This window comes from Aeromonas sp. BIGb0405 (assembly GCF_024807335.1).
Classification (GTDB): domain Bacteria; phylum Pseudomonadota; class Gammaproteobacteria; order Enterobacterales; family Aeromonadaceae; genus Aeromonas; species Aeromonas rivuli.
On sequence record NZ_JANUEP010000006.1, the window covers coordinates 116,649 to 143,205 of the forward strand.

At 61.8% G+C, this 26,557-nt stretch carries 23 protein-coding genes; 12 read left to right on the forward strand and 11 right to left on the reverse strand.

Annotation, left to right across the window (positions count from 1 at the left end):
* Positions 1-307 precede the first annotated feature (307 nt).
* From M2366_RS14945 to M2366_RS14955, 3 genes are all read left to right on the forward strand, one after another.
* The gene (locus tag M2366_RS14945; protein WP_259270084.1) at positions 308-1,822 is read left to right on the forward strand and encodes a YifB family Mg chelatase-like AAA ATPase; all 1,515 of its coding nucleotides are present in this window, start codon (positions 308-310) and stop codon (positions 1,820-1,822) included.
* Between the two features lie 135 nt (positions 1,823-1,957).
* The gene (locus tag M2366_RS14950; protein ID WP_259270085.1) at positions 1,958-2,863 is read left to right on the forward strand and encodes an acyltransferase; all 906 of its coding nucleotides are present in this window, start codon (positions 1,958-1,960) and stop codon (positions 2,861-2,863) included.
* A complete protein-coding gene (locus tag M2366_RS14955) occupies positions 2,857-3,801 on the forward strand; it encodes an acyltransferase (protein ID WP_259270086.1) in 945 nt (314 codons plus the stop codon). The genes M2366_RS14950 and M2366_RS14955 overlap by 7 nt, the downstream gene beginning before the upstream one ends.
* Here M2366_RS14955 and M2366_RS14960 read toward each other — a convergent pair.
* Both M2366_RS14960 and M2366_RS14965 read right to left on the reverse strand, forming a co-directional pair.
* A complete protein-coding gene (locus M2366_RS14960; RefSeq protein ID WP_404972803.1) occupies positions 3,744-4,226 on the reverse strand; it encodes a DUF523 domain-containing protein in 483 nt (160 codons plus the stop codon). The genes M2366_RS14955 and M2366_RS14960 overlap by 58 nt on opposite strands.
* A 14-nt stretch (positions 4,227-4,240) precedes the next feature.
* Entirely contained in the window at positions 4,241-4,891 is a 651-nt protein-coding gene (locus M2366_RS14965; protein ID WP_042039853.1) for an NrtR DNA-binding winged helix domain-containing protein, read from the reverse strand.
* A 74-nt stretch (positions 4,892-4,965) separates the two neighbouring features.
* Between M2366_RS14965 and M2366_RS14970 the strand changes: the two genes are divergently transcribed.
* The 5 genes from M2366_RS14970 (at position 4,966) to phnE (ending at position 10,156) form a co-directional block, all read left to right on the forward strand.
* Positions 4,966-5,592, forward strand: coding sequence for a nicotinamidase (locus M2366_RS14970; protein WP_259270087.1), 627 nt, complete (start codon positions 4,966-4,968; stop codon positions 5,590-5,592).
* Positions 5,593-5,638: 46 nt separating this feature from the next.
* Positions 5,639-6,817, forward strand: a complete 1,179-nt coding sequence (gene pncB, locus M2366_RS14975) for a nicotinate phosphoribosyltransferase (RefSeq protein ID WP_224432911.1) — start codon at positions 5,639-5,641, stop codon at positions 6,815-6,817.
* Between the two features lie 167 nt (positions 6,818-6,984).
* Positions 6,985-7,830 (forward strand): putative selenate ABC transporter substrate-binding protein, encoded by an 846-nt coding sequence (locus M2366_RS14980; RefSeq protein ID WP_224431701.1) that lies wholly within the window; start codon positions 6,985-6,987, stop codon positions 7,828-7,830.
* The gene (locus M2366_RS14985) at positions 7,827-8,609 is read left to right on the forward strand and encodes a phosphonate ABC transporter ATP-binding protein (RefSeq protein ID WP_259270088.1); all 783 of its coding nucleotides are present in this window, start codon (positions 7,827-7,829) and stop codon (positions 8,607-8,609) included. The genes M2366_RS14980 and M2366_RS14985 overlap by 4 nt, the downstream gene beginning before the upstream one ends.
* Positions 8,603-10,156, forward strand: a complete 1,554-nt coding sequence (phnE, locus tag M2366_RS14990) for a phosphonate ABC transporter, permease protein PhnE (protein ID WP_259270089.1) — start codon at positions 8,603-8,605, stop codon at positions 10,154-10,156. Before M2366_RS14985 ends, phnE begins: the two co-directional genes overlap by 7 nt.
* 83 nt (positions 10,157-10,239) lie before the next feature.
* On the opposite strand, the gene M2366_RS14995 is transcribed toward phnE, so the two are convergent.
* The 8 genes from M2366_RS14995 to M2366_RS15030 form a co-directional block, all read right to left on the reverse strand.
* A complete protein-coding gene (locus M2366_RS14995; protein ID WP_042039847.1) occupies positions 10,240-10,848 on the reverse strand; it encodes a thiol:disulfide interchange protein DsbA/DsbL in 609 nt (202 codons plus the stop codon).
* Between the two features lie 155 nt (positions 10,849-11,003).
* Entirely contained in the window at positions 11,004-11,993 is a 990-nt protein-coding gene (locus tag M2366_RS15000; RefSeq protein WP_042039846.1) for a serine/threonine protein kinase, read from the reverse strand.
* Positions 11,994-12,079: 86 nt separating this feature from the next.
* Complete coding sequence (gene ccoG / locus M2366_RS15005; protein WP_259270090.1) at positions 12,080-13,531, reverse strand: cytochrome c oxidase accessory protein CcoG; 1,452 nt, start codon at positions 13,529-13,531, stop codon at positions 12,080-12,082.
* 196 nt (positions 13,532-13,727) lie between these two features.
* A complete protein-coding gene (locus tag M2366_RS15010) occupies positions 13,728-13,991 on the reverse strand; it encodes a YihD family protein (protein ID WP_042039844.1) in 264 nt (87 codons plus the stop codon).
* Positions 13,992-14,020: 29 nt separating this feature from the next.
* Positions 14,021-15,175, reverse strand: a complete 1,155-nt coding sequence (locus M2366_RS15015) for a GGDEF domain-containing protein (RefSeq protein ID WP_259270091.1) — start codon at positions 15,173-15,175, stop codon at positions 14,021-14,023.
* A gap of 174 nt (positions 15,176-15,349) precedes the next feature.
* Complete coding sequence (gene cueR / locus M2366_RS15020; protein WP_042039842.1) at positions 15,350-15,739, reverse strand: Cu(I)-responsive transcriptional regulator; 390 nt, start codon at positions 15,737-15,739, stop codon at positions 15,350-15,352.
* Positions 15,740-15,864: 125 nt separating this feature from the next.
* Positions 15,865-18,243, reverse strand: coding sequence for a heavy metal translocating P-type ATPase (locus M2366_RS15025; RefSeq protein ID WP_259270092.1), 2,379 nt, complete (start codon positions 18,241-18,243; stop codon positions 15,865-15,867).
* Positions 18,244-18,377: 134 nt separating this feature from the next.
* Positions 18,378-18,566 (reverse strand): holin, encoded by a 189-nt coding sequence (locus M2366_RS15030; RefSeq protein ID WP_259270093.1) that lies wholly within the window; start codon positions 18,564-18,566, stop codon positions 18,378-18,380.
* A gap of 347 nt (positions 18,567-18,913) precedes the next feature.
* Between M2366_RS15030 and pgi the strand changes: the two genes are divergently transcribed.
* A complete protein-coding gene (gene pgi, locus M2366_RS15035) occupies positions 18,914-20,563 on the forward strand; it encodes a glucose-6-phosphate isomerase (RefSeq protein WP_259270094.1) in 1,650 nt (549 codons plus the stop codon).
* Between the two features lie 129 nt (positions 20,564-20,692).
* On the opposite strand, the gene ilvC is transcribed toward pgi, so the two are convergent.
* Positions 20,693-22,174 carry a ketol-acid reductoisomerase gene (gene ilvC / locus M2366_RS15040; RefSeq protein WP_042039839.1) on the reverse strand — a complete coding sequence of 494 codons (1,482 nt, stop codon included), beginning with the start codon at positions 22,172-22,174 and terminating at the stop codon, positions 20,693-20,695.
* A gap of 246 nt (positions 22,175-22,420) precedes the next feature.
* On the opposite strand from ilvC, the gene ilvY reads away from it, so the two are divergent.
* From ilvY to M2366_RS15055, 3 genes are all read left to right on the forward strand, one after another.
* Positions 22,421-23,314, forward strand: coding sequence for an HTH-type transcriptional activator IlvY (gene ilvY, locus M2366_RS15045; protein WP_042039838.1), 894 nt, complete (start codon positions 22,421-22,423; stop codon positions 23,312-23,314).
* A gap of 100 nt (positions 23,315-23,414) precedes the next feature.
* Positions 23,415-23,606, forward strand: coding sequence for a hypothetical protein (locus tag M2366_RS15050; RefSeq protein WP_224431692.1), 192 nt, complete (start codon positions 23,415-23,417; stop codon positions 23,604-23,606).
* A gap of 74 nt (positions 23,607-23,680) precedes the next feature.
* Positions 23,681-26,257: an acetate--CoA ligase family protein gene (locus tag M2366_RS15055; RefSeq protein ID WP_042039836.1), complete on the forward strand. Its 2,577-nt coding sequence runs from the start codon at positions 23,681-23,683 to the stop codon at positions 26,255-26,257.
* The last annotated feature ends 300 nt before the right edge of the window (positions 26,258-26,557 follow it).

The window sequence follows — 26,557 nt, forward strand, 5'->3', positions numbered from 1 at the left end:
TAGTGGGTCTATCCCTTGTTCCGTGCAGCTAAACGAGCCCCGAGCGGTGTGATAATAATCACCACTAGGACCACAATAATGCTGACGAAACGGGAAGCCATGTTCATAGTTACTACCACAAAATTCGATGAAATCTGGGCGGCTGTTACCGCGAATGGCTATTAGAACTAGCATGATGAAATTTATCAGGCAAGCATTTATTACATTACAAGCCACTAAGTTTAACTATATCAGTCGAATCTGACTGGTATAAAACACTGACAAATTGCAGTTAGTCAGAACATAACTCAACTCAAGGATGGGGTTTATGTCATTAGCTGTGGTTTATAGTCGTGCCAGCCTGGGGATCCAGGCACCGCAAGTGACGGTGGAAGTTCACCTCTCCAATGGCCTGCCCGCCTTCAATATCGTGGGCCTGCCCGAGACCTCGGTGAAGGAGTCGCGGGACAGGGTGCGCAGCGCCCTGCTCAACGGCAACTTCGAGTTCCCAGCCAAGCGCATCACCGTCAATCTGGCCCCGGCAGACTTGCCCAAGGAAGGGGGCCGCTTCGACTTGGCCATCGCTCTCGGCATTCTCGCCGCATCCAAGCAGATACCGGCAACATACCTGCTCGATCATGAGTTTTTGGGGGAGTTGGCCCTGACCGGCGAGATCCGGCCCGTGCTCGGGGTGCTGCCCGCCGTGCTCGCCTGTCGCGATGCCGGTCGTACCCTGCTGGTGCCCACCGCCAATGGGGTCGAGGCCGCCCTCATCCAGAATGCCAAGGTGCGCTGTGCCCAGCAGCTGCTGGCGGTGACCGCCTGGCTCGCCGGCCAATATGAGTTGCCGCTGCCACTCCCTCAACCCGACAGCCAGAGGCCCGATGTGGCGGATCTGCAGGATGTGATCGGCCAGTCCCAGGCCAAGCGGGCGCTGGAAATAGCCGCCGCTGGCTGCCACAACTTGCTGTTCATCGGCCCGCCTGGCACCGGCAAGAGCATGCTGGCCAGTCGCCTGCCCGGCATACTGCCGCCGCTCAGCGAAGAGGAGGCCCAGCAGACCGCCGCCATTCACTCCATCGGCGGTCTGACCCCGAGACAGGGTCACTGGCACCAGAGACCCTATCGCACCCCCCATCACAGCGCCTCGGCGGTGGCCCTGGTCGGTGGTGGCAGCCACCCCAGGCCAGGTGAGATCTCCCTGGCCCACAATGGTGTGCTCTTCCTGGATGAACTGCCCGAGTTCGAGCGCAAGGTGCTCGATGCCCTGCGCGAGCCGCTGGAGACGGGCCACATCACCATCAGCCGGGCCGCCCGCCAGGTGGATTTCCCCGCCCGCTTCCAGCTGATTGGCGCCATGAACCCCAGCCCCTGCGGCCACTTCGGCGACGGTCTGAGCCGCGCCAGTCCGGATCAGATACTGCGCTATCTCGGCAGACTCTCTGGTCCCTTCCTCGACCGCTTCGATCTCACCGTGGAGGTGCCGCTCTTGCCCAAGGGCAGCCTGACCGGCAAGGCCCAGCGCGGCGAACCCAGTGCCCAGATCCGCGACAGGGTACTGGGGGCGCGCGATCGGATGCTGGCTCGCAGCGGCAAGCTGAATAACCTGCTCGATAGCCGGGAAATCGAAGACGTTTGCCGGTTATCGCCACAAGATGCCGATTTTTTGGAGACAGCCATCCAGCGACTCGGCCTCAGCATCCGCGCCTGGCATCGGATACTGCGGGTGTCCCGCACCCTGGCCGATCTCGCTGGCAAGACCCAGATCGAGAAGGCACATCTGGTCGAGGCGCTGGGGTATCGCGCCATGGACAGGCTGCTGAGCAGACTGCGCGGCGGCTAGACAGGAGCGCTGCCTCCGCAAATTAAGCCTCAAACAGAAACCACTCACCCCTTGGTCTAGCCCATGAACGGCTGATATTATGGCGACACATCTGACCACTTAATCGAATTTTCGCCAGCAAACGGAACCAAGCCCATGAAAAACAAGCTGATAGAGAGCCTGCGTGGCAGCCTCTCTACCCTGCTCTATTTCCTCAATACCTTGTTCTGGGTGATGCCCATACTGGGATTGGCCCTGCTCAAACTGCTGATCCCTCTCGCCCCCTGGCGTACCCGCTGCAGTGCCCTGCTCGATGGCTGCGCCGGTCACTGGATTGGTTTCAATAATCTGATCCAGCAAACCCTCACCAAGACCCAATTCGAGGTGGTCGGACTGGACAAATCTCGCCTTAACCAGTGGTATATGGTGATTGCCAACCACCAATCCTGGGTCGACATACTGGTACTGCAGCGGGTTTTTAATCAAAAAATCCCCTTTCTGAAGTTTTTCCTGAAGAAAGAGCTGATTTGGGTACCTTTTCTCGGGCTGGCATGGTGGGCGCTCGACTTTCCCTTCATGCGGCGATATTCGAAGAAGTTGCTGGAAAAAAAGCCATATTTGAAGGGAAAGGACATAGAAACAACCCGACAAGCCTGTGCCAAGTTCCAGCATATCCCGGTAAGCGTGATGAACTTCGTTGAGGGAACCCGCTTCACGGCTCACAAGCATGACAAGCAGAGGGCTCCCTATCGTCACCTGCTCCATCCCAGAGCGGGCGGTATCGCCTTCACCCTGGCAGCCATGGACGGCAAACTGCATCAGCTGGTCGATGTGACCATTGGTTACCCGGGCGGGATCCCGAGCTTCTGGGATTTTATGTGCGGCCGGGTTGGCACTATTCGAGTCAGGGTGCGCTTCCTGCCCATAGAGCAACATCTGGTGGGGGATTATTTCAACGATCCCGCCTTTCAACATGATTTCCAGCAGTGGCTGAACGGGATCTGGCACGACAAGGATCAGACCCTGAGCCAACTGCTGAGCGATGAGATACGCCCTTGTTAAGTCTGCTACCCGGCCCCCTGGTGCTGCTGCTAAGCGTCAGTCTGACCATCATATTCACCGCCCTGTGCGCCAGCCTGATCCTGCTGGTGTCGCTGCTCAAGCTGCTGCCGATCCCGGCCCTCGATCGCGCCTGCAGCCACATCAACAACGGCATCATGCGCCTGTGGCTGAGCGGCAATGCCTTCGTCATCCGCCTCACCACCCGCATCGAGTGGCAGATAGAAGACAACAGCCAACTGCGCAGGGATGGCTGGTACCTCATCGTCAGCAACCACCAGAGCTGGACCGACATCGTGGTGCTGGGTCACCTGTTTCGCGACAGGTTGCCGGTGCCCAAGTTCTTCATGAAGCACGAGCTCATCTATATCCCGCTGCTTGGGCTCGCCTGCTGGGGGCTGGACATGCCCTTTATGCGCCGTTATTCCCGGGAGTTTTTACTGCGCAATCCACACCTGCGCGGCCAGGATATCGAGACAACCCGCAACGCCTGCGAGAAGTTTCGCCATGTCCCCACCACCGTCATCAACTTTGTCGAGGGCACCAGGGTCACGGCGCAGAAGCAGGCCCAGAGCCGCTCGCCTTATCGTCATCTGATGCCACCCAAGGCCGCAGGCCTGGCCTTCACCCTGGCGGCCATGGGGGAGCAGTTCGACAGCCTGATCGATGTCACCATCCGCTACCCGGACAACAGCAAAACGCCGTTCAAGGACTTTCTGATGGGGCGGATGAAGCGCATTCAGGTGCGCATCGAGGAGCTGCCGGTGGATGAGGCGCTGATGGGCGACTACTTCAACGACAAGCAGTTCAAGCGCGGTTTTCAGGCATGGCTGAACCAGCGCTGGCAGGAGAAGGACGAGGTATTGGAAGGGTGGCAGCGAGCTCAGGAACCCGCTGCAGTGGCCGCCAGGGAGAGTGCCAGAGCCAGCTCGGGCAACTGATCCTCGCTGAACACCTGAATGTCGTGACGGCGCAGCAAGGCCGTGGTTTTGCCCTCTCCTGCCATGGAAACGCCTTCGAAACGGCCGTTGTAGATACGGCCGCTGCCGCAGGAGGGGCTCCCCTCCTTGAGCAGGGCAAAGCGGATCCTCTCCCGCAGGCAGAGCGCCAAGGCCAGTTCGGCCCCATGGTCAAACTCGCGGGTGACATCCAGCCCCGTCACCGTGATCACCCGCTCTCCCTGGCGCTCGGCAGGTGGACGCGGGGTCGGCAAGCCACCGGCTACCTCGGGACAAAACGCCAGCGTCCGCCCCTCGACCCCCAGGGTGGTGAGCCAGTCGCTGAGGATCCCCTTGCTCTGACCGTCGTAACGCACGGGCTGCCCCAGCAAGCAGGCACTGACCAGCAGCTTCTCCATCATGGTCATCCTTGTCAGTTATTTCAGACCTCGGCGCCGTGCATCACTTGATCAAAGAGGATGCAGGGCGAGGCATCGAGCCGGTAGAGGCTGGCGGGCCTCTGCTTGCCGGTGCGTTTGCGGCCGGTGTCGGCCAGGATGTTGGCACGATGGATCCGCTTGCGAAATGCCGCCGTGTTCATGGGGGTCCGCAAGATGATCTCATAGGCCCGTTGCAGCTCGGAGAGCGTGAATTCACGGCCGAGCAGTTGCACCGGCAAGGTGCTGTAGCGGCTCTTGATCATGAGCCGCTCCAGGCCTTTGCCAATGAGGCGATCGTGATCAAATGCCAGGGTCAATCGGTCCAGATCGGCGAGCGGGTGCCATTGGCCCCGGCTCGCTTGCAACTCGGGGCCGACCAGACAGAGGTAAACCAGGGTGGTGGACCAGCCGCGGGGATCCCGTGCCAGATCGCCCAGGGTGCAGACCTGTTCGCTATAGCAGACCCCGAGGCCCCACTCGGCCAGCAGCCGCTGCAAGGCATCCTCCAGATCCCGGTCCCGGCGCTCGTCGATCCGCCGGGCCGGCAGTTGCCAACAGTGGGCAAAGGGCGGGCGTTGACGCGGCTCAAGCAGCAACTCCAGCCGCTCTTCGTTCAAACGCAGCACCACCATGTCCAGACTCATGCTCGGCATCTTGCTCGTCTCGCTCGCCTTCCATTAATGTTTGGTAGATAATATCACATAGATAATATGTGCAGGAGCCGTTCATGGGAATCATCGCCAGCCTGGATATAGACGCGCAAAAGGGATTCACTCCCCTCTGCCCCGACGAGCTCCCCGTGCCCGGCGGAGACGAAATAGTCGCCGCCCTCAATGGCCAGGCCGCCCTGGCCAGCCTGCGCATCGGCAGCAAGGATGCCCATCCCCGAGCGCCACTCTGGGTCACGGGCCAGCCCCTGACGCCGCTGCCCCACGCCAATGTGGATCTCAGCTGGCCGAGCCATTGCGTGCCGGGCACGCAGGGCTTCGAGCTGCTCGACGGCCTGCCCGCGCCCATCGACTATGACTTCTTCGTCTGGAAGGGCATAGAACCCGACCTGCACCCCTATGGCGCCTGCTACCATGACCTGGCCGGACGGCGCAGCACCGGCCTCATCGAATTTCTGCGCAGTCGCAACGTCAGCACAGTGCTGGCCGGCGGCCTCGCCACCGACTACTGCGTCAAGACCAGCGTGTTGCAGCTGCGCCACGCCGGTTTTCGCGTCATAGTGCATCTGGATGCCTGCCGTGGCATCGCCCCCGAGACCATTGCCAGCGCCCATGTCCAGATGAGTGAGGCCGGGGCCGAGCTGGCCCGGAGCCTGACCGATATACAACGCCTGCTGGATGCCTGATATGTCCGTTAGACATACCCACCAGCCTGCCGGGAACCTGATGCATATGCCCCCTATCCTCACCAGCCTGCTCGACACCGATGCCTACAAGCTGCACATGCAGCAGGCGGTCTATCACCGCTATCCCGACGCCGAGGTGGTGGCCGAGTTCCACAGCCGCAATGAGGAAGATCTGCTGCCCATGATGGGTCAGATCGAGGAGCAACTGCGCCTCGCCGGTTCCCTGCGGCTGAGCAAGGCACAGAGCCTGTTCCTGGCCGAGCGTCCCTTCTTCAGTGCCGACTACCTGGATCACCTGCGCCGCAAGCCCCTCGACGCCTCCCTGCTCAAGGTGTTCGAGCAGGATGGCCGCATCAATGTGCGGGTCGAGGGCCCCTGGCAGGATGTGATCCTGTGGGAGATCCCGGTGCTCGCCACCATCAGCGAGATGCGCAACCGCTTCCGCTATCCCCAATTCGGGGTGAGCCAGGCCCTGGTGCGACTGGATCAGAAGATCGACAAGCTTGAAGGCACCTTGAGTCCGGAGGAGATGCAGGATTTCAACCTCATCGACTTTGGCACCCGTCGCCGCTTCTCCCAGGCGGTGCAGGATGCCGTGGTTGGCCGCCTCAAGGAGCGCCTGCCCTGTTTTCGCGGCACCAGCAACTATCAACTGGCCCAGAAATATGACCTGCCTGCGGTCGGCACCCAGGCCCATGAGTGGTTCCAGGCCCACCAGCAGCTCGGCTTCCCCCTGGCCCAGAGCCAGCGTGCCGCCCTCACCAGCTGGCTGGACGAATTCAGCAGTCACCTCGGCATCGCCCTGACCGACTGCATCACCATGGATGCCTTCCTGCACGACTTCGATTTCGAGCTGGCCAGCCGTTATCAGGGGCTGCGCCATGACTCCGGCGACCCCGTGGTGTGGGGCGAGAAGGCCATCAGCCACTACCAGCGGCTCGGCATCAATCCGGCCAGCAAGACCCTGGTCTTCTCCGACGGCCTCAACCTCGACAAGGCGGTGGCGCTGTTTCGGCACTTCCGCGGCCGCATCAACACCAGCTTCGGCATCGGCACCCAGCTCACCTGCGATCTGCCGGGGGTGAGCCCGATGAACATCGTCTTCAAGCTGATGGAGTGCAACGGCGGCCCGGTCGCCAAGATCTCCGACAGCCCGGGCAAGACCCTCTGCCGGGATGCGGACTTCGTGCGCCATCTCAAGCAAGCCTTCCATCTGCCCCGCTGAGCCATCCCATCGCTCAGGCGCAACGGCCAGCGGGATAAATGGGGGCCGAACTGGCATCCGCGCCCCAGGATGCATACCATATGCCCATTCCAAGGTCCGACGTCCATCGGGCCTTCTCTTTGTCCATCACCTTGCCGCCCAATCGTTAGCTACCAAAGGAAAGTCACATGCTGAAGAAATGGATACTTCCCCTCACCGCCCTCTTCGCCAGCCTGGGGGCCAGCGCCGTCGAGCCGCTGCGGGTCTCCGCCATCCCCGACGAGGCGCCGACCGAGCTGCAACGCAAGTTCGCCCCTCTGGGTGACTATCTGGCCGAGCAGACCGGCCGCGAGGTGGTGTTCGTCCCGGTCAATGACTACGCCGCCGTGGTGGAGGCCCTGGCTGCGGGCAAGATAGACATGGCCTGGCTGGGCGGTTTCACCTATGTGCAGGCCCATCGCCGTGCAAACGGCGTCATCCCGCTGGTACAACGGGCGGAAGATGCCCAGTTCACCTCCAAGTTCATTGCCAACGCCGACAGCGGTATCGAGACCCTCGCCGATCTGAAAGGCAAGGACTTCGCATTCGGCTCTCCCTCATCCACCTCGGGCCACCTGATGCCGCGCCACTTCCTGGCCGAAGAGGGGATCAATCCTGAAAAAGATTTCGCCCACGTAGCCTTCTCCGGCGCCCATGACGCCACCGTCGCCTGGGTCGCCTCCGGCAAGGTGCCAGCGGGTGCCCTCAACGCCTCGGTCTGGGACAAGTTGCTGGAAGAGGGCAAGGTAGACACCAAGAAGGTGAAGGTTATCTGGACCACGCCGACCTACTTTGACTACAACTGGACGGTGCGCGGCGGCATGGATCCCGCCTTGCAAGCCAAGATCAAGCAGGCCTTCCTCAAGCTGGATCCCAAGGTGCCTGCCCAGGCCGAGATCCTGAAACTGCAACGGGCCAGCCGCTTCATCGAGACCAAACCCGAGAATTACCAAGGTATCGAAGCCGCCGCCGTCCAGGCGGACCTGCTGAAGTGATTGCCGTTGACCTGCGTCAGGCCAGCCTGCGGCTCGGTGACCTGCCCGTGCTGGCAGCGATCGACGTGCAGATCCAGGCCGGGGAGCGGGTCGCCATCATAGGACCGAGCGGCGCGGGCAAGACCAGTCTGCTGCGCCTGCTCGCCACCGAACTCAGAGCAGACCATCCGGGGGCCCTGCTGCTGTGGCAGCAGGATCCCTGGCAGCTCTCGAGCCGGGCGCGGCAACGACTGCGCAGCCGCATCGGCATGATATGGCAGGCGCCGCCCCTGCCCCCCTCCCAGTCCGTCATCACCGCCGTGCTGGCGGGTCGGCTCGGTCAGTGGTCGCTGGCCAAGGCACTGCTCTCCCTGTTGCGTCCCTGCGATCCCGCTGGCGCCCGCACCGAGCTGGCGCGATTGTCCCTGGCGGACAAGTTGCACCAACCCTGTGGCGAGCTATCCGGCGGCCAGTTGCAGCGGGTCGGCATCGCCCGGGTGCTCTATCAAAACCCGGACCTGATGCTGGCGGACGAGCCCGTTTCGGCGCTCGATCCCGTGCTGGCGCAAGCCTGCATCCTTACCCTGCAACAGCAGGCAAGGGAGCGAGGCAGCACGCTCATTACCAGCCTTCATGCGGTGGATCTGGCCCTGAGTCACTTCCCGCGCATCATAGGCCTGCGTCAGGGCCGCATCCTGTTCGACTGCGCCGCCGAGGCAGTCAGCCCCGCCATGCTGGCCGAGCTCTATGGCAACGAGCCGCCGGGCAGCCTGGGATCCAACCCGGGGCCATCGTGCTAGCATCCCGCTCCCGTCTAACCCTGCGTAGCCCCTGGGGCTGGCTCCTGCTGCTGGCGCTCTACGGTCTCTGGCAAGATGCCGCCAGCTGGCGCGCCCTGTTCGAGCCCGCGAGTTGGCAGCAGATGGGCAACTTCGCCGCCCACAGCTGGCCACCGCGTCTGGATGGCGACTTCCTCGCCCTGACCCTCAAGGCCACCCTGGAGAGCCTGGCGGTGGCTACTCTGGGACTGTTCGGCGCCCTCCTCCTCGGGGTGCCCTTCGCCCTGCTGGGATCGCGGGCGCTCTCCCTGTCACGAATAGGCGCCCTGCCCGCCCCCCTGCGCAGCGGCCTGCGGGCGCTGTGCCGCTTCATCGCCATCCTGCTGCGCAGCCTGCCCGAGCTTATCTGGGCGCTGCTGTTCGTGCGTCTGTCGGGGCTGGGCCCCATGGCGGCCATCCTGGCCATCTCGGTCAGCTACGGTGGCATGCTGGCCAAGGTCTACAACGAGATCATGGAGAGCGGCGCCCTGCAACCGGCCCGGGCCCTGTTGCTCAGTGGCGCAGGACGCTTGCAGGCGCTCTGTTACGGCGTGCTGCCCGCGGTGCGTCAGGAGCTGCTCTCCTACACCGTCTATCGCTGGGAGTGTGCCTTGCGCGCCTCGGTCATCATGGGATTCGTGGGGGCCGGTGGTCTGGGTCAGCAGCTCGAACTCTCCCTGCGCATGTTCGCCGGCGGTGAGGTGGCCACCCTGCTGCTGGCCTTCGTGGCCCTGGTCGTGCTGGCCGATGGCCTGAGCGCCTGGCTGCGCCACAGCCGCTCCCCCGGCCTGTTGCTCTGCACCCTGCTGCTGCTCGCCTGTCTGGGAGCCGGTGTACTGCTCGACTGGCGTACCCTGAGCCTCTCCTTCGGCGGCATGGGTCGTTTCCTGGCCGAGTTCCTGCAACCGGACTGGTCTCCCGCCTTCCTCACCCTGGTGGCCCACGGCCTGGTCGACACCCTGCAGATGGCGCTGCTCAGCACCCTGCTCAGTGCCCTGCTCGCCATGGGACTGGCCGTGCTGGCACGCCAGTTCTGGCCGCTGCGCCTGCTGTTCAACCTGCTGCGATCCATCCCCGAACTGATTTTTGCCAGCCTGCTGGTGATTGCCGTGGGGCTGGGGCCGGTCGCCGGTGTACTGGCACTGACCCTGCACACCACAGGCGTCTTGGCCCGGCTCTTTGTGGAGACCCTGGAGAATGCGGATCAGGGGCCGCGCCGCGCCCTGCAGCTGGCGGGGGCCGGGCGACTGGTCAGCTTCTGGTACGGCCTGCTGCCCATGGTGTGGCAACAGTGGCTGGCCTACAGCCTCTATCGCGGCGAGATGAACCTGCGCGCCGCCACCATTCTGGGCGTGGTCGGCGCCGGTGGCCTGGGTCAGCAGCTCTATGTCTCCCTGAGCCTGTTTCGCTACGATCAGGCCGCGACCCTGCTGCTCGCCATCCTCTTGCTGGTCTGGCTGGCCGAGGAGCTCAGCCGCCGCACCCGCTTGCCCAGCATCTCGCGCCAGCAACGGGACTGCCAGGTCTGACCCCCTGAGGCATCCGGCTCAATCCCCCATAAAAAAACGCCCGCCGGTTTGCACCGGCGGGCGTTTTATCAGGGTCAGGGCAATCAGTCTTTCTTGGCGAGCAAGAATTTCACCAGCTGATTGAACTGCTCCTGGGAGGTGATGGATTCAATCTTCACCATGTACTTGCCGTTGACCAGGAAGGCCGGTACGCCACGCACGTTGTAGGTCTCGGTGTTGCGATCGAACTGGGAGACCATGCCGGAGACGGCGAAGCTGTCCACGGCACCGGTGAACTCTTCGGCCGGTACGCCGTTGTCGACGAAGATTTTCTCCACATCGTTGCGGCTCTGGGGCACCTGACGCTTGACGTGGATGGCATCGAAGATGGCTGGGGTCAGCTTCTCTTCAGCCTTGAGCAGATTGGCAACCGCATAGGCGCGCTGCAGCTCGGGGCCCATCTCGCGACCCAGGAAGGCGACCGGGTTCTTCTTCAGGGTCACCCCTTCCGGCAGGCTCTTCTGCAGATCGTCCACGATCGGCTCGAACTTGAAGCAGTGAGGGCAGAAGTAGGAGAAGAACTCCATGACCTCAGGCTGAGCACTGCCAGTCTGTTTGACTACCTCATAGTTGACGCCTTCCTTGAACTCAGGGGCGGCGTGAACCATGGGTATCATCAGCATGGCAGCAAGAAAGCACAGTATTTTTTTCATGATGTTTCCTGTTAAGGGGAAGCAGTGAGGCACGCCCGGAGAACCGAAGCAGACCAAGCCTATTGCGTCCCCCTCCCGGCGTCAATGGCAAAGGAGGGGGGCCGCAGGGCAAGCCCTGTCATGATGCGGCACTATGGCAATCGCCGGCTCAGGCGTCACCAACCCGGTGTCAGGGTCAGAGGAGGCGCACTCAGGGCCGCCAACTGCTCATGCAGGCTGGCGATCTGGCTGCGCCAGTAGTGCTCGGTATTGAACCAGGGGAAGTGGCGGGGGAAGGCCGGATCCTCCCAGCGCCGTGCCAGCCACCCCATGTAGTGCACCATGCGCATGGCGCGCAGGGGCTCTATCAGCGCCAGTTCACGGTGGTCAAATTCCATGAACTCCTCATAACCGGCCAACAGGGTATCGAGCTGGATAAGCTGCTCGCTACGCTCCCCCGAGAGCAGCATCCAGAGATCCTGAATGGCGGGCCCGGTGCGGCTGTCGTCGAGATCGACGAACATGGGGCCATCGCGCCAGAGAATATTGCCCGGGTGGCAGTCGCCGTGCAGGGCTATCTGCGCCACATCGAGGCGCAGGGCATCGGTCACATGCTTGGTCAGCTCGTCGAGCAGGCCGAAGAACTCCCGGGCCAGACCGCTCGGCAACCACTCTCCTTCCGCCAGCAGGGCACGCGGCTCATGGAGCATGCTCTCTACATCGAGGCGAACCCGGTGCTGGAAGGGGCGAGTGGCGCCGATGCTGTGGATGCGGCCCAGGTAGCGACCTACCCACTCCAGCTGATCCAGGTTATCCACCTCGAACTGGCGGCCACCGACGCTATGCCAGATGGCGAAACCGTAGCCCTGATGCTCGAGCAGTGTCTCCCCCGCGAAGGCGATGGGAGCCGCCACCGGGATCTCGGCCTCGTTCAGGGCGGCGGCAAAGCCATGCTCCTCCAGGATCTGGGCCCGGCTCCAGCGCCCTGGCCGGTAGAACTTCACCACATAGCGGCGCCGATCCTCATCCTGAAACTGGTAGACCCGATTTTCATAGCTGTTGAGCTCGATGAGACCGGAATCGACTCGCAGACCACTGAGGTCCAGGGCATCCAGGATGAGATCGGGATTGAGGTCGGAATAGTTGAAACGCATGAGATCCACCATGAGAAAGGGGCGCCGATGCGCCCCATTCTATCATTACCCCGGTAAATGATTGGCGAAACTGGCCCGCCATTTGCGTCATATCATCCTCACAATCGGCTGATGAACTTGCTGGCCTGACGCAGCTCGGCCTTGCCATCATCAGGGGCCGCATCGGCCCGCCTGAGCACGAACTGGATATCCAGGGTCGGCCGTTTCAGGTTGTAGGGATCCACGGCCAGGCTGATGGGCAGGGTATAGATCTCGCCAGCCTTCAGGGTCACCTCCCGCGGGCCGAACCACTGGTGCTCGGGCAGGCCCTCTACGTCCAGCGCGAAGACCTGGGCATGGAGGGTCTTGTTGAGGATCTTGAGGGTATAGGTGTTCTCAATCAGCCCTTCGCTGTTCTCGCGGAACAGCTGGTTGCGATCCCGGATGATATCGAGCCCCATGGGCATGATGGACATGGCGTTGTAGGCGAACACCCCCAACATGATCACCATCACCAGGCCATAGCCCAGCAGCTTGGGCCGCGCCACATGGGTGCTGTCGTGCTCCAGCTTGTGCTCCGTGGTGTAGCTGATCAGCCCCTTCTCGTAGCCCATGCGTTCCATGGTGTTATCACAGGCATCGACGCAGGCGCCGCAGTTGATGCACTCGTATTGCAAGCCGTCACGGATATCGATGCCGGTCGGGCAGACCTGCACGCAGAGATCACAATCTATGCAATCCCCCAGGCCCAGGGTCTTGGGATCTACCTTGCGGGGACGGGGGCCTCGATTCTCGCCACGCTTGGTGTCATAGCCGACGATGAAGGTGTCCTTGTCGAACATGGCGGACTGGAAGCGGGAATAGGGGCACATGTGGATGCACATGATGGCGCGCATCCAGCCCGCGTTGCCATAGGTGCAGGCGGCGAAGAAGATGACCCAGAAGGCGACCCAGCCGGAGGCTGAAGCGGTAAAGAACTCGGGTATCAGCGCAGTGGCATCCTGGAAGTAGGCCACGAAGGTCAGCCCGGTGCCCAGCGACAGCAGGATCCAGGCCAGGTGCTTGGCGCCTTTGCGCAGCAGCTTGTCCGTATTCCAGGGGGACGCGTCCAGCTTGCGGCGCTTGTTGGCCGAGCCCTCGAACTTCTCCTCGAACCAGATGAACATGAAGGTCCACACCGTCTGCGGGCAGAGATAGCCACACCAGACCCGCCCCAGGAAGGTAGTCACGAAGAAGAGGGCGAAGGCGGCAATCATGAACACCCAGGCGAGCAGGGTGAGATCCTGAGGCCAGATGGTGGCGCCGAAGATATGGAACTGCTGGTTGCCGATATCGAACAAGATGGCCTGTCGGCCGTCATAACGCAGCCAGGGCAGGGCGACGAAGAGCACCATGAAGAACCAGCCCATCAGCTTGCGCAATCGCTGCCAGCGGCCAGTCTGGGCCCGCACATAGATACGATTGCCCGGATTGAACCTGTCGTCGCTCGACTTGAAGGCATTCGGGTTGAAGCTCCCGGTCACGCCTGTGTCGGTGACATCCTTGATGTCGATCTTCTCCTGGTCGGCCATTGCTACCCATCACTCCAGTAATTGTTATGGCGCGGATTATATCTTAAACAGCCTGCTAACAGTGTGGGTTTGATCTGTTGAATATTGGAGCGCTGTCGCAATTTTCAGCAACAAAAAAGGCCCATTGCCAGTTGACCATGCGCCTTTCTTTCAGATTCTCTTGAAACCCGCCCCTGCGAGCCAGGTCGAGCGGGGATCACTTGATGCCACGCGCCTTGAGCAGGGCTTCTTTGAAGTCTGGCACGCTGTCCTTGGCCAGACCCGGGATCATCGCTTGCTTGTCGGCATCGCGCATCTTGAGGTGGTAAATCAGCATGTCATCGGTCAGCTCGGAGAGCGAGCCCTTGAAGCCAGCCTCTTCGGCCAGCTTGGCCACGAATTGCACCAGGCTGAGATCCTGCTCCTTGACCCAGGCGGGTTGCAGTAGCTCGAGCAGCTCTTCGATACGATGACATTGCATAGACGACCTCTTTATCTGTCAGTAATGAGTCAAGCCACCTTACCCATCAAGGCGACTTCGATCCGATCCCGGCCATTATGCTTGGCCTGATAGAGGGCCGCATCCGCTTTCTGCACTAAATCCGTAATTTCGAAGTGGTTATCCGGCACCAGGGTTGCCACCCCGAAGCTGCAGCTCACCTGGCCAGAGACCAGCGACTTCTGATGGGGGATCTGGATCTGCTTGAGGGCATCACGCACCTGCTGAGCCACCTGCAAGGCGCCTTGCATGCTGGTGCAAGGCAGCAAGAGGGCAAACTCCTCCCCCCCATAACGAGCAGCCAGATCATCTTCGCGGCGCGGCACCTTGCCGAGCAGGGCTGCAACCTGTTGCAGACACTCATCACCGGACTGATGGCCGTAGTGATCGTTGAATTGCTTGAAATAATCCACGTCTATCAGCACCAGGGAGAGTGGCGCCTGAGCCCGATGACAACGGCGCCACGCCTTGGCCAGACAGTGATCCAGATGGGCGCGATTCGCGATGCCGGTCAAGCCGTCACGGCGCGAGGTGAGCTTGAGATGTTCCGAGACAATCTTGAGTTCGGCGACCAGGTTGGCATTGGAAAAACGATGATAGAGGGAGGCGGCCTGATCCCGGCGCAGACGGCGCAGCAGGGTCGGCAGGAACACAAACAGATAGCCCGAGAGCATGCAGGCGACGATCCGCTCCTGCTCATTGCCCTGCGCCAGCTCGAACAAGATGGCGAGTCCCAGGGGCAACATGGCGCCATAGAAGGCACGTCGGCTACCAAACAGCATGATGGCACTGCCGGTCAGGATCAGGCTGGTCAGCATCATCATGGCGGCGCGATAGGCGTCGGGTAGCTGACCCATATAGAGCAATACGCCGAGGGCCCAGACGATGGAGGTGATGGTCACCCCGATGAACAGCTCCCGCTCGAGCAGGGCCAGGGGGGTAGTATCGAGCCGGGACTGACGCCAGCGCAGGTGCCATCCCCGGCCACAGAGCGTCAACAGCACCATGCCCAGCCAGGTCAGCGCCTCGATGGCGGGCAGGTAATCATGGAACAGCAGCGCCCATCCCAGGGCCAACAGCGCCAGACAGGGCAGACTGAACGAGGCATGGGTATAGAGCTGAGCCATGATGGCTTGCCTGACCTGTCGTGTCACACTCTGGCTCAAGGGGAAGGTACTCCATTTGCGATGGCCGCATAGTCTATCCCAGCCCCCGGCAGCCAACAACAAACGGCCAGTTATTAACCACTCAGTCAGTCAAGGCCGCTGCCAGCGCAGTCTAATTCTCAACAAAATACATAACAATCAACATTTTAACTACATGTCGTCCCAGGTGATGGCTCACCCCTTCTCCAGTTCGTCGAGGATGGGACAATCGGGTCTGTCATCCCCGTGACAGCAGGTCACCAGACCCTCCAGGCTGGTCAGCATGGCCTGCAGCCCCTTGATGCGATCGCGCAGATCGACGATCTTCTCCTGAGCCAGCTTCTTCACCTGAGCACTGCTTCTGTGCTTGTCGCGATAGAGCGCCAGCAACTCCTGACACTCCTCCAGGTTGAAGCCGGTCTCCCGCGCCCGCTTGACGAAATGCAGCTCGCGCACCGTCTCCTCCCCATAGCTGCGATAGCCGTTATCGCTGCGCTGAGGGGGGGTGATAAGGTCAATGCTCTCGTAATAACGGATGGTCTTGGCACTGAGGCCTGTGGCCTGAGCGGCCTTGCTGATATTCATGACTGACTCCTGATTGCCGGCAGCGCCACTGGCGGCCGGCGTACTGTTGCAACATCGAACGAGCAGGCCGGGTCATCCCCCGCCCCATCGTCACTGTGTTCACCCAAACATGTAAGCTACGCGGCTCAGCGTGATGCCCGCCCGGCCTTGGGCTGCCAACGCTTGAGCAAGAGCGAGTTGCTCAATACCATCACGCTGCTCAGGGCCATGGCCGCCCCTGCCAGTTCGGGGCTCAGATAACCCAGCGCCGCCAGGGGAATGCCGATCACGTTGAAGGCGAAGGCCCAGAACAGGTTCTGGCGTATGGTGCGCCAGGTGGCCGCCGAGATGTCGATGGCATCGGCAACCAGCCGTGGATCGGCTCGCATCAGGGTGATGGAGGCCGTCTCCATCGCCACATCCGATCCCGACCCCATGGCAATGCCAACATCGGCCGCGGCCAGCGCGGGGGCATCGTTCACCCCGTCCCCCACCATGGCCACCAACCCCTGGACCTGCTCACGCAGCGCCTCAACCTTGGCCACCTTGCCATCCGGCAGGACGGAGTCGAAGGCCCCGGTCAGCCCCAACTTGGCGGCGATATGTGCCACGGGAGCCGCGGCATCGCCACTGACCAGCCAACTCTCGATGCCCCGTGATACCAGCTCGGCGACCGCCGGCCGGCTCTCGGGGCGCAGCTTGTCTGCCAGCACCGCTACCCCGGCCAGGGTATTATCGATGGCGACCCAGACCCGGGTCGCCCCATCCAGACTCTCGGGCACTTCGACCACCAGCCCCAGGGTCGCCATCAACGCAGGATTGCCAATCGCGACCCTGTGCCCCTCGACCCCCCCCTGAATACCGGCCCCGATCCGCACCTCGACCTCTCGGGGATCGGGCAGCGCCAGCTCGCCTTGCGTCTCGACCATGGCCCGGGCCAGGGGATGTTCGCTCGCCTGTTGCAGGGCCGCCGCCAGCCGCAGGGAGTCCGCATCACCACTCCAGCTCTGCAGCACTGGCCTGCCTTCGGTCAGGGTGCCCGTCTTGTCGAAGATGAGCGCCTTGATGGCATGGGCCTTCTGCAGGGTATCCACGTCCTTGATCAGTATGCCGTGACGCGCAGCCACCCCGGTGCCGGTCACTATGGCGGCTGGCGTGGCCAACCCCAGGGCGCAGGGGCAGGCAATGACCAGCACCGCCACCGCCGCCAACAGGGCCTGACCAAAGTCACCTGCCCACACCCACCACAGCAGCAGGGTGAGCAGGGCGATCACCATCACCACCGGCACGAACACAGCCGAGACGCGATCGACCAGTTGCTGCAATGGCGCCTTGCCCATCTGGGCGCGCTCGACCAGGGCGATGATCTTGCTGAGGCTGGAGTCCTCACCCACAGTGGTGGCCTGGATGGTCAACACCCCGGAGCCATTGATGGCGCCGCCCAGCACCGCATCGCCGACCCCCCGCAGCACCGGCATGCTCTCACCGGTGAGGATGGATTCGTCCAGCTCGCTGCTCCCCTGGATGATGCGACCATCCACCGGCACCCGCTCGCCGACCAGCACCCGCAGCGTGTCCCCTCGCAACACCTCGTCCACGGAGACGCTGACCCACTCCTCCCCCCGTAACAGGGTTGCAGTATCGGGCCTCAGCGCCATCAGCTCGCGGATGGCCGACTGGGTGCTGCGCCGGGCGCGGGTCTCGAGCAGCTTGCCCAGCGAGATGAGGGTGATGATGAGGGTGCTCGCCTCGAAATAGAGGTGACCAGAAGCCTCGGCCCCCAGACTCAACCAGAGGTAGAGGCTATAGAAATACGCGGCGCTGGTACCGGTCGCGACCAGTACATCCATGTTGGCGGCCTTGTTTTTCAACGCCAGCCAGGCCCCACGATAGAAGCGCGCCCCTATCCAGAACTGCACCGGGGTCGCCAGCGCCCACTCGGCCCAGGCGGGCAGATGCCAGCTCAACAAGCCTGCCATGGCGAACATCCCCATGAGCAGCGGCAGGGTCAACAGGGCGGCGATCACCACCTGACCCAGCGCCCGCTTCGCCTCTGTGCGCTCCTGTGCCTCCCGGGCCTGCAACTGTTGCTGGCGCGAGGTCACGCTGCCGCGTACCAGTTCGGCACCAAAGCCCAGCGCCACTATCTGATCCCGCACCGCGGCCGGGCTCAGCAAGCCGGGCAGCAGCCTGAGTCGGGCCAGTTCGGTGGCGAAGTTGACCTCGGCCAACTCTATGCCCGGCAGCGCCGCGAGGGCACGCTCGATGCGGCTGGCACAGGCGGCGCAGCTCATGCCGCTCACCTGAAAATCGACTCCCTCGCTTGGCACCTCATAGCCTTGCTGGCGAATGCTCGCCACGACTTCGGGTAGTTGCGTCTCGCTCTGCAGTGCCACGGCGGCCTGCTCCAGGGCGAAATTGACACTGGCCTCGACACCGTCGATCCGGTTAAGTGCCGTTCCTATGCGGCTGGCACAGTTGGCACAACTCATGCCGCGGATCGGCACCTGGATGGATATGGTCATGATAAGCCTCCTGCGACTCACTGTGCAGCAACCTTAACCTTTACTGTAAGGGGAAGCTCAAGCATAAAAAATAACGAGGCAAAGCCTCGTCATCGAAATACGCATCTCCTCGCCCCAACTGCCGGGGTTATCGCTCAGACCAGGTGACGAGCCACCCGGTTGAGCAGCGGACGAGCCAGCAGATAACCGCCGAGCATGGCGCCCATGACCGCCAGTACTCGCACATCGAGGGAGGGGCTCAGGCGGGCGACCAACAGTGTCAACAGACCAATGAGACCGGTGGCTAGCAGGCTAAGGGCAAACAGGGACAGGGTGGATTTCATATCAATCTCCTCGGGCGTGGCCATCCATGGGAGACCTGGATCCTTGTGGTCAAAGCGTAACCACGCCAGGCTGGACTCACGCTGATCTGGCGCAATAAATGTGCAAACGGACCCACCCTGACCCGATCCCCAACGACACAAGCCGGATAAAAGATGAGCAGGCTCAATGCCACCGCCACAGGGCTGGCTCATAATTCGGGGGTTTTGAATGTAAACTGGGTGCGGCCAGGGCGAGACACTCTGTTACATGAGTCCACTCACCGGCTCGGTATACTAACCACAATAATAAGGTTTGGCGGGAACCTTGCCTGCAAGGTTCAAATACAATTTGGAATCTCAGGAATCCTATGAAAAATATCAATCCAACCCGGACCCAGGCCTGGCAGGCTCTGGATGCTCACTTCGCCGCAGAGGGCAAGATGCAGCTCAAGGAGCTGTTTGCCAAGGATGCCAAGCGTTTTGACACGTTCTCCCTCACCTTTGGCGGCGACATCCTGGTCGACTACTCCAAGAACCTGATCACCGAGCAGACCCTCAAGCTGCTGATTGATCTGGCCAAAGAGACTGACCTTCGCAGTGCCATCGATGCCATGTTCAACGGCGACAAGATCAACCAGACCGAGGGCCGTGCCGTGCTGCACACCGCCCTGCGCAACCGATCCGATCGTCCGATTGAGTGCGACGGCAAGGATGTGATGCCGGAAGTGAACGCCGTGCTGGCCAAGATGAAAGCCTTCTGTGAGAAGGTCATCTCAGGCGAGTGGAAGGGCTATACCGGCAAGGCAATCCAGCATGTGGTCAATATAGGTATCGGCGGTTCGGATCTGGGCCCGGTGATGATCACCGAGGCGCTGCGTCCCTTCAAAAACCACCTGCAGATGCATTTTGTCTCCAACGTCGATGGCACCCACATCGCCGAGACCCTCAAGCAGATCGATCCGGAAACCACCCTGTTCCTGGTGGCCTCCAAGACCTTCACCACCCAGGAGACCATGACCAACGCCCTGAGCGCCCGGGACTGGTTCATCAACATCGCCGGTGACAAGGCCCACGTGGCCAAACACTTCGCCGCCCTCTCCACCAACGGCAAGGCCGTGGCCGAGTTCGGCATCGACACCGACAACATGTTCGAATTCTGGGACTGGGTCGGCGGCCGCTACTCCTCCTGGTCTGCCATCGGCATGCCCATCGCCCTCTCCCTCGGTTTCGAGCACTTCGAGGCCCTGCTGCAAGGCGCCTTCGAGATGGACATGCACTTCGCGACTGCCTCCTATGAGCAGAATGCCCCTGTGCTGCTGGCGCTGATCGGCCTCTGGTACAACAACTTCCATGGCGCCGAGTCCGAGGCCATCCTGCCCTACGATCAGTACATGCATCGCTTCCCCGCCTACTTCCAGCAGGGCAACATGGAATCCAACGGCAAGTACGTGGATCGCGATGGCAACAAGGTCGACTATCAGACCGGCCCCATCATCTGGGGTGAGCCGGGCACCAACGGCCAGCACGCCTTCTACCAGCTGATCCATCAGGGCACCAAGCTGATCCCCTGCGACTTCCTGGCGCCGGCCATCAGTCACAACCCTATCGGTGACCATCACCCGAAACTGCTGGCCAACTTCTTCGCCCAGACCGAGGCCCTGGCCTTTGGCAAGCATCAGGATCAGGTGATTGGCGAACTGCTGGCCGCGGGCAAGAGCCAGGCGGAGGCGCAAGCCTTGGCCCCCTTCAAGGTGTTTGAAGGCAACCGCCCGACCAACAGCATACTGTTCAAGCGCCTGACCCCGAAGACGCTGGGTAGCCTGATCGCCATGTACGAACACAAAATCTTCGTGCAAGGCGCAATCTGGAACATCTTCAGCTTCGACCAGTGGGGGGTAGAGCTCGGCAAACAGCTCGCCAATCAGATCCTGCCTGAGCTGAGCGGCGACAGTGCCGTCACCAGCCACGACAGCTCGACCAATGGTCTGATCAACACCTGGAAAGCCTGGAAGGCCTGATGTCCCGGCGTTGACTGCATGCAAAAGCCCCGCTCATCGAGCGGGGCTTTTTATTGGCACTGACGCTGTGCTGATCGGGTGTCCAGGCCAGTCAGCGGGCAGGAGTCGTCACCCCCACCCTGAAGAAGCTTAGCCGCCGACGGCGATGCGCTTCATGTCTTTCATATAACCGCGCAGCACATGGCCGATCTGTTCGATCGGATGGTTGCGGGTCGCCTCGTTGGCGGCCAGCAGGGCCAGGTTGTCGACGCTCTGGCTGTCAGCCTTGCTGGCACCCAGATCACCGGCCTGCAGGGTCGGCATGAAGTGTTCGCGCAGCAGCGGCACGGCGGCGTTGGCAAACAGATAGTTACCGTATTCGGCGGTATCCGAGATGACCACGTTCATCTCATACAGACGCTTGCGGGCGACTGTGTTGGCGATGAGCGGCAGCTCGTGCAGGGATTCGTAGTAGGCGGACTCTTCATAGATGCCGGACGCGACCATGGTCTCGAACGCCAGCTCTACCCCCGCCTTGACCATGGCCACCATGACCACGCCGTTGTCGAAGTACTCCTGCTCGGCAATCTTGCCAGCAAACGCCGGGGCATTCTCGAAGGCAGACTTGCCGGTCTCTTCACGCCAGCCGAACAGCTTGGCATCGTCTTCGGCCCAGTCGGCCATCATGCCGCGGGAGAATTCGCCGCCGATGATGTCATCCATGTGCTTCTCGAACAGCGGGCGCATCAGGGTGCGCAGCTGCTCGGAGAGCTCGAAGGCACGCAGCTTGGCCGGGTTGGAGAGGCGGTCCATCATCAGGCTGATGCCACCCTGCTTCAGGGATTCGGTGATGGTCTCCCAACCGAACTGGATCAGCTTGCCGGCGTAGGCTTTATCGGCGCCCTCGGCAACCAGCTTGTCGTAGCAGAGCAGGGAGCCGGCCTGCAGCATGCCACAGAGGATGGTCTGCTCGCCCATCAGGTCGGATTTCACTTCCGCCACGAAGGAGGATTCCAGCACGCCGGCACGGTCGCCGCCGGTCGCAGAGGCCCATGCCTTGGCGATGGCCATGCCTTCGCCTTTAGGATCGTTCTCCGGGTGGACGGCTATCAGGGTCGGCACACCGAAACCACGCTTGTACTCTTCGCGTACTTCAGTGCCAGGGCACTTGGGCGCCACCATGACCACAGTGATGTCGGCGCGGATCTGCTGACCCTCTTCGACCACGTTGAAGCCGTGGGAGTAACCCAGGGTCGCGCCCTGTTTCATCAGCGGCATCACGGTTTTCACCACGTCGGCGTGCTGCTTGTCCGGGGTCAGGTTCAGCACCAGATCGGCGCTCGGGATCAGCTCTTCATAGGTACCGACCACGAAGCCGTTGTCGGTGGCTTTCTGCCAGGAGGCACGTTTCTCGGTGATGGCTGCCTTGCGCAGGGCGTAGGAGATATCCAGCCCGGAGTCACGCATGTTCAGACCCTGGTTCAGGCCCTGGGCGCCACAGCCCACAATCACCACCTTCTTGCCCTTCAGTACCTGGCAGCCGTCGGCGAATTCGGCCCGTTGCATGAAACGACACTTGCCCAGCTGGGCCAGCTGCTGGCGCAGGTTCAGGGTGTTGAAATAGTTAGCCATGGTGATTGCTCCGTTCGATTAATTCCAAGCCGCTATGGGCGTGATTCCGTGCCGCTATGGGCCTTGACCAAACCACTATAGCGCGGGACAGATATTGCCTGAACTGATATATTCGAAACAGTACGTTGCATAAATTGAAATGTTAACCTGCACTATCCCACGCCGTGTTTCCCTCCACAGCCATGTCTGGGAGACATTGCCCGCACCCTTATATTCGTCACCACAGGCCGACGCAGGAATTGAAAGATGGATCTTCGTAATCTCGAGCTGTTTCTCCACCTCGCCGACAGCTTGCACTTTGGCAAGAGTGCCGATGCCATGGCGGTCAGCCCCTCCACCCTGAGCCGCGCCATCCAGCGCCTGGAGCAGGAAACCGGCTGCATCTTGTTCGAGCGGGACAACCGCAGCGTGCGGCTCACCCCAGCCGGGGAGAAGCTGCGCGAGTTCGGCGGCAACCTGATGCAGGAGTGGCGCAGGTTACGCCTGGAACTCAAGCGCAGTGACGAACCCCTGCAGGGACGACTGCGGGTATTCTGCTCTGTCACCGCCAGCTACTTCCTGTTGCCCGATGTGCTGGAACGCTTCCGCCGTCGTTATCCTCAGCTCGAGATCAAGCTGGAGACCGGGGACCCGGCCCTGGCAGTCGACAAGATCCTCAGTGAAGAGGTCGACATCGCCATCGCCGCCCGCCCCGACGCCCTGCCCGCCAAGCTGGAATTTGCCAGCCTGCAGCAAGTGCCCCTGGTCTTTATCGCGCCGCGGGCTGCCCCCCAGCTCAGCCAGTGGTTCCGCCATGGCGAGCCGGACTGGGAGCGGTTGCCGCTCATCCTCTCCGAGCAGGGCCTGGCTCGCAAACGCTGCGATCAGTGGTTTCGCAACAAGGGCATAGCCCCCAACATCTATGCCGAGGTCGCAGGTAACGAGGGGATAGTCGCCATGGTGGCCCTTGGCTGCGGCGTGGGTCTGGTGCCCGCCGCCGTCATAGACCACAGCCCCATGGGGGAAAAGGTACGCATCGTCGAACCCAAGCCTGCCCTCAAGCCGTTTGATGTGGGCATGGGAGTGCTCAAGAAACGGCTCGATGAGCCCCTGGTCAAGGCGTTCTGGGATACGGCCAAGGGCCAGCACAACTACGGTTAGCCTCTGCCTGGCCCGCGTGATGACAGATCTGACAGCTATCGCCGTCACCCCCTTTGACTACACTAGGCTCCCCTCACTCAAGGAGACCCAAGGAGTCGCCATGAAGGATCACCTCGTCGAAATCAGGAGCCCAGTGTTGTTTGAAGAGTACTTGCAGAGCATGGGCCTGCCCCGCGCCTGCCTGGAACAGGAGCAGGAGATCTATCGCCAGGACCGCCATCTGGCGGCGGTGCGCCTGATCAAGGGGGAGATGCGCTTCTATCTGATGGCTGCTGAACTCGGCAAGCGTTGATACCGCATCTGGTCACAGAACCCGCGCCTGAGACAGGTTAGACTGAGGCTCTGTGCCCAGCAACGGATGCCCTCATGAAACCCAGCGGCCTGGATCGTCTCTTTACCCCGCACTCCATCGCCGTGATCGGCGCCTCGAGCAATCCCCAGAAGGCGGGCCATGTGGTGATCCGCCACCTGCTGGCAGGTCAGTTCAAGGGGCCCATACTGCCGGTCAGCACCGATAGCCAGGCCATCGCCGGTGTGCTGGCCTATCCGGATGTGGCCAGCCTGCCGCTCGCGCCGGATCTTGCCATCATCTGTACCCGCCGCGAACGGGTGTTACCCCTGGTTGACGCTCTGGGTCAACGAGGGGCCGGCGCCGTCATCATACTGGCTGGCGACTTCAGCGACCAGGAGCGTGCCGAGCTGCAACGCTTGCGCCATCAGTACGGCATTCGCCTGCTCGGCCCCAACAGCATGGGCATGCTGCTGCCTGGCCAAGGCATCAATGCCAGCTTCTCCCCCATCGCCGCCAAGCCTGGTCAGGTCGCGTTCCTCTCCCAGTCTGCGGCGGTGAGCACCACCATTCTCGATTGGGCCAAGCAACATGAGGTCGGTTTCTCCGCCTTCATCTCCCTTGGGGATCACTGCGACATCGACTTTGGCCAACTGCTCGATCAGCTCTCCCGAGACGGCACAACCCGCGCCATCCTGCTCTACATGGACAAGCTGCATGATGCCCGCCACTTTCTCTCAGCGGCGCGAGCGGCCTCGCGCAACAAGCCCATCCTGGTGCTGAAGAGTGGTCGCCACGATCCGAGCCACGGCCTGGATAACGTCTATGACGCGGCCATTCGTCGCGCCGGCATGCTGCGGGTGCGCGACACCCACGAGCTGTTTGCCGCCGTGGAAACACTCAATCATTCGTTGCACCTCAAGGGAGAGCGGCTGGCCATCATCTCCAATGGCCGCGGCCTGGCCAATATGGCAGCCGATGTGCTGCAAGAGCGTGGTGGCAAGCTGGCGGCCGCCCCCCTCGACATCGGCAGCGACGCCGATATCCAGGCCTATCAGGATGCCCTCGACAACGTGCTGCAGGGGGATGAGGCCGATGCCATCTTGCTGATCCATGCCCCCTCCCTCACGGCTCGAGGCGTGGAGCTGGCCCGCAACCTCATCGATTACCTCAAGCAACACCCCAGAGCCAGACGTTTCAATCTGCTGACCAACTGGGCGGGGGAGTTCTCCGCCCAGGAGGGCAGGCGACTGTTCAACGAGGCGGGCATCCCCACCTATCGCACGCCCGAAAGTGCGGTCAACGCCTTTATGCACATGGTGGAATATCGCCGTAACCAGAAACAGTTGATGGAAACGCCCGCCTCCCTGCAGGGGGGCAGAGTGGACTTGGCCCTCTGCAAGAAATTGATCCAGCAGGCCCTGAGCCGCAAACAGTACAAGCTGGATACCCATCTGGTGCAGCCCCTGCTGCAAGCGAGCGGACTGGCCACCCTGCCCACCTGGATAGTCACCGATGCCATAGAGGCAACCCTGACCGCCGAGCAGATTGGCTATCCGGTGGCGGTGAAGTTGAGATCCCCGGACATTGCCCACAAGTCATCGGTACACGGGGTCATGCTCAACCTGCGCACCTCAACCGAGGTGGCCCAGGCCGCCGATGCCATCCTGGATCGGGTACGCCAGCACGACCCCGGCGCGAGGATAGAGGGGCTGTTGGTACAGCGCATGGCCAGACGGAGCGGCGGACTGGAACTGAGGATCCGCATCCAGCAGGATCCGGTATTTGGCCCCGTGATACTGTTGGGGGAGTCCGGTGCAGAGCCCCAGGAGATGGTAGCCGCCTTGCCTCCTCTCAACCAAGCGCTGGCTCGCTATCAAATCATTGAGGCCCTCAAGAGCCGAAAAATCCGTGAGCAGGCGAGCCCGGAGCGCCTCGATATCATGGCCCTTGCCCAGGTACTGTGTCAGCTTTCCGAGTTGCTGCTCGCCTTCCCCGAGATCCACGAGCTGGATCTCCATCCGCTGCAGGCCTGCGGCGACGAGATGGTGGTGCTCGATGCCAGCCTGATCCTCCATGACCAGCCGAGCGCAGCCAGTAGCACACTCGCCATACGACCCTATCCCACAGAGCTTGAAGAGGGGGCCTGGCTAAAAGATCGCAGCCATGTCCTGCTGCGCCCGATCCGTCCCGAAGATGAACCGGCCCATAAGCAGTTCGTATTGCAGGTCTCCGATGAGGACAGATACAAACGCTTCTTCGCCGACGTGGGAGAACTCGGTCATGAGGAGCTGGCCCGCATGACTCAAATAGATTACGACCGGGAGATGGCCTTCGTCGCGGTAGGGCAAGGGGGTGTCTTTGATCAGCAAATCCTGGGGGTGGTGCGTGCCATCTCCACCCCGGACAAGCGAGATGCCGAGTTCGCAATATTAGTCAGGTCAGATCTGAAAGGATTGGGGCTGGGCACCCTGCTGATGGAGAAGATCATCCGCTATGCCAAGGAGGCTCAGATAGGCCAGTTGTCCGGTATGACGATGCCCATCAACCAGGGCATGATCAAGCTCGCCAAGCGGCTCGGTTTTCACATCGATATGCAGCTGGAAGAGGGGGTGGTGGAGATGCTGCTGCCGTGTGGCGGGTCAGGGGAATAAACCTAGCTCCCATCGGTTAGCTCAGCATGGCAGTCTGGCTCGGCAGACCCGCAGGCAAGCACCTGCCATTCCGTTGAATGGGGGCGCCGATGTGCTGGCACAGCAAATTTCAAGCATGAAAAAAGCCCGCTCGTGAGAGCGGGCTTTCAGGGTCTTACTACCAGTCAAATGCGTCTGCATTTGTGGCCAATCACATCGCTGTGATCGTAATTAGGAGCCTGGCAGTGTCCTACTCTCGCATGGCGAATGCCACACTACCATCGGCGCTACCGCGTTTCACTTCTGAGTTCGGCATGGGAT